We start from the raw sequence: 3,232 nt of genomic DNA on the forward strand, positions 1-3,232 counted from the left end.
TACGCTGGCTATCGTTCATCTGCATGATGAGTGTCTCTACTCGTTGAGCGATGGATTCGGGTCGCGCTGGCCACGCCGCCGCGCGAGCGTGATCTCGGCGAGGATCGACATCGCGATCTCCTCCGGCGTGATGGCGCCGAGATCGAGCCCGGCCGGCGCCTTGATACGATCGAGTGTCGCGGGATCGGCGCCGTCGGCGATCAGCTTGTCGCGCAGAGATGCCATCTTGCGGCGGCTGCCGACGAAGGCGTGATAGATGGCCTCCGTGCCGACTGCCGCACGGAGCGCCGCCTCGTCGCCCTTGCCCTGGGTCGACACCACGACGAAGCGCTTGGCCTCTGTGAGCGCGCCGAGCTGAAAGCTGTCGATCAGCATGTCGACCTCGGGCGCGTTGCGAAGATCGGCCGCGGGCGCGGCCAGAGTGACGTGATAGCCGAGCGTCCGCGCCTGCGTGGCGAGCGACAGCGCCACCGGGCTTGCGCCGAGAATAACGAGCGACGGATGCGGCAGCACCGGCTCGACGAAGATGTCCATGGTGCCCTTGCTCGGGCACATGTTGCTGGCGAACTTCACGCCCTCGCGCGTCTCGCCGGCTCTGACGCCGAGCTCGGCCAGCAGGTTCTCCGGCTGCACCGAGACCATGCGCGGACAGCCGTCTGCCAAAGCTTCGCGTGCCGCCTTCAGCACCGCCCCCCTGGCGCAGCCGCCGCCGATCCAGCCGGCGACGATCGAGCCGTCAGGACGGATGATCGCCTTCGCGCCGGCCTTCGCCGCCGTCACCGACACCGTGCGCACGACGGTGGCGAGCACAAAGCTTTCCTCAGCGGCCTTCAGTTGCGCGGCGAGATCGAGCACTTCGGGGATGGCGGTCATGGGCGCCTCCTCCCATGCAGCACTTGGAGATCGCACTGTCGCAACAGCAACAGTGCGTTCCCTCCCCCCTTGTGGGGGAGGGTTAGGGAGGGGGGTACCCAGGAAAAACTGCCGACGCGGACCCCCACCCCCAACCCCTCCGCGCAAGGGGGAGGGGCGCGCAGCGCCGGTGCCGCGCCAACGTGATCCCATGTTATTTCAACTCCGCTGACCATCATCACAACCTCGCCAGATACGGCTCGAGCGCCGCGAGCGATGCCAGCGTGTGCGCGGGTGCGTAGAGATCGACATGAGGCAACGCGGCCTGGATGCCCTTGGCCTCCGGTGCGTAGCCATCCCAGCCCAACATCGGATTGAGCCAGGCGATGCGGCGGCAGCGCCGCGCGAGCTGAGCCATTTCGCGTCCGAGCAAGGCCGCGTCGCCGGTCTCATAGCCATCAGAGACGATCATCACGCAGGTACGCGAATGGATCACCCGCGCCGCGTGCCAGCGGTTGAACGTGTGCAGGCTTTCGCCGATCCTGGTGCCGCCACCTGTGCCCTGCGCCAGGATCGAGAGCCGGTCGAGCGCGCGCGCGGCGTCCTTCTCCTTCATGGCGTCGGAGACATGGGCGAGGCGGGTGTGGAACAGGAACGCCTCGGCCTCGCGGAACGCGTCGAGCACGCCATGGACGAAGCGCAGGAACATGCCGGTATACATGCTCATCGAGCCGGAGGCGTCGAGCAGCACCACGAGCCGCAACGGCTTCTCCTTGCGCTGACGCTTCACCAGCGCGATCGGCACGCCGCCATGGCTGATATTCCTGTGGATGGTGCGGCGGAGATCGAGGCGATCGCCGTGACGCCGCGCGAGGTCGCGTCGCGTCAGGCGCGTGCGCATCGTCCGCGCGAGCCGCGCGGCTGCTTCATGCGCCTGCGCGATCTGGTCGGGGTCGGCGAGCTTTCGGAAATCGACCTCGGCCAGGTTCTCCGCGCGGGAGGCGCCGTCCATACGGCCTTCGCCGCCGCGCGCTTCCGGCGCGGCGTCGGAGGACGGCACCTGGTCGGTCGCCGAGTGATCGCCGCCGCGCTCGGCGCGCTCTTGCAGGCCTTTGAGCGATGGATTGTTCGCCGCCTTGGCCGAGCCCATCGTGACCGAACGCGAGCGCACGCGCCTGCCCAGCCAGAACGCCTCGAACAGCGCATCGAATTTTTCCCAGTCGGACTTCCGTGCCGAGCACAGATGCTTCAGCGCCGAGCGCAGCAGACCCGGCTTGGCCGCATAGCCCGACGCCATCAGCGCCGCGGCATCCTGTCCCTCGGCCAATCCGACCGCAAAGCCGTTGTCGCGCAGGGTGCGCAGGAAAGCGGCGAGCCGGCTCGCGACCAGGCGCGAGACCGCGTCGATCTCATGGATATCGGGGCTGGTGCCGCAGCAGCTCATGCGACTTTCCCCAGCAGGCGCTGGCTGACCTCGCGCGTCAGCCGCGCCTTATCCTCATGAGTCTTGAGCAGACACATCAGGGTTTCGTGCACGGTCTCCGGCGCGTCATGCAGATCGCGGACGTCGAGCCCGACCAGCGCGGCGGCCCAGTCCAGTGTCTCGGCGACGCCGGGCACCTTGCGCAACTCCTCCTTCCGGATGCCTTCCACCATTCGTGCGATCTGCAACGCCAGCGACGTGTCGGCGCCGGCGACACGCGCCAGGATGATGCGGGCCTCGCGGTCGACGTCGGGATAATCGACATAGTGATAGAGGCAGCGCCGCCGCAGCGCATCGGACAATTCGCGGGTGCCGTTCGAGGTCAGCACCACATGCGGGACGGTGGTCGCCCTGATGGTGCCGAGCTCGGGGATCGAGACCTGGAAATCGGACAGTAGTTCGAGCAGGAACGCTTCGAACTCGTCATCGGCGCGGTCGATCTCGTCGATCAGGAGCACCGGGGGCCGGTCACGGCGGATCGCCGCGAGCAGCGGCCGCTCCAGCAGATATCTTTCCGAGAAGATCTGGTCCTCGATCGCTTCGGCATGGCCGCGATGCGCCTCGATCGCGAGGAGCTGGCGCTGGTAGTTCCATTCATAGAGCGCCGACGACTGGTCGAGCCCTTCATAACATTGCAGGCGGATCAATTCAGTTCCGTGCACGGCGGAGAGCGCCTTCGCAACCTCGGTCTTGCCGACACCCGCCTCGCCCTCGAGCAGCAGCGGTCGCTTCAGCATCTGCATCAGCGCGATCGCGGTCGCAAGCTCTGCATCGGCGATGTAGCCGGATGCGGCGAGGGCGTTTGTGATTTGATCTCGGTCTTTCATCTTTAACGTGCGATGCAGTTGGCGACTGTGATAGCCGCGCTAACGGTGCGCTCCCTCCCCCCTTGCGGGG

The 3,232-nt window shown here is 67.1% G+C and carries 3 protein-coding genes; all 3 read right to left on the bottom strand.

The genetic code is table 11. The features are described from left to right. Positions 1-36: 36 nt before the first annotated feature. A complete protein-coding gene (locus JOY90_RS15730) occupies positions 37-873 on the bottom strand; it encodes an XdhC family protein (protein ID WP_291692037.1) in 837 nt (278 codons plus the stop codon). 217 nt (positions 874-1,090) lie between these two features. Further along, positions 1,091-2,296 carry a VWA domain-containing protein gene (locus tag JOY90_RS15735; protein ID WP_291692038.1) on the bottom strand — a complete coding sequence of 402 codons (1,206 nt, stop codon included), beginning with the start codon at positions 2,294-2,296 and terminating at the stop codon, positions 1,091-1,093. Next, positions 2,293-3,162: a MoxR family ATPase gene (locus tag JOY90_RS15740; protein ID WP_291692039.1), complete on the bottom strand. Its 870-nt coding sequence runs from the start codon at positions 3,160-3,162 to the stop codon at positions 2,293-2,295. The genes JOY90_RS15735 and JOY90_RS15740 overlap by 4 nt, the downstream gene beginning before the upstream one ends. Positions 3,163-3,232: the final 70 nt, after the last annotated feature.

This window comes from Bradyrhizobium sp. (genome assembly GCF_019242285.1).
GTDB lineage: Bacteria > Pseudomonadota > Alphaproteobacteria > Rhizobiales > Xanthobacteraceae > Bradyrhizobium.

Coding starts and splice junctions, on each gene's coding strand:
- JOY90_RS15740 (WP_291692039.1), bottom strand. CDS start 3,162: ATGAAAGACCGAGATCAAATCACAAACGCCCTCGCCGCATCCGGCTAC.
- JOY90_RS15735 (WP_291692038.1), bottom strand. CDS start 2,296: ATGAGCTGCTGCGGCACCAGCCCCGATATCCATGAGATCGACGCGGTC.
- JOY90_RS15730 (WP_291692037.1), bottom strand. CDS start 873: ATGACCGCCATCCCCGAAGTGCTCGATCTCGCCGCGCAACTGAAGGCC.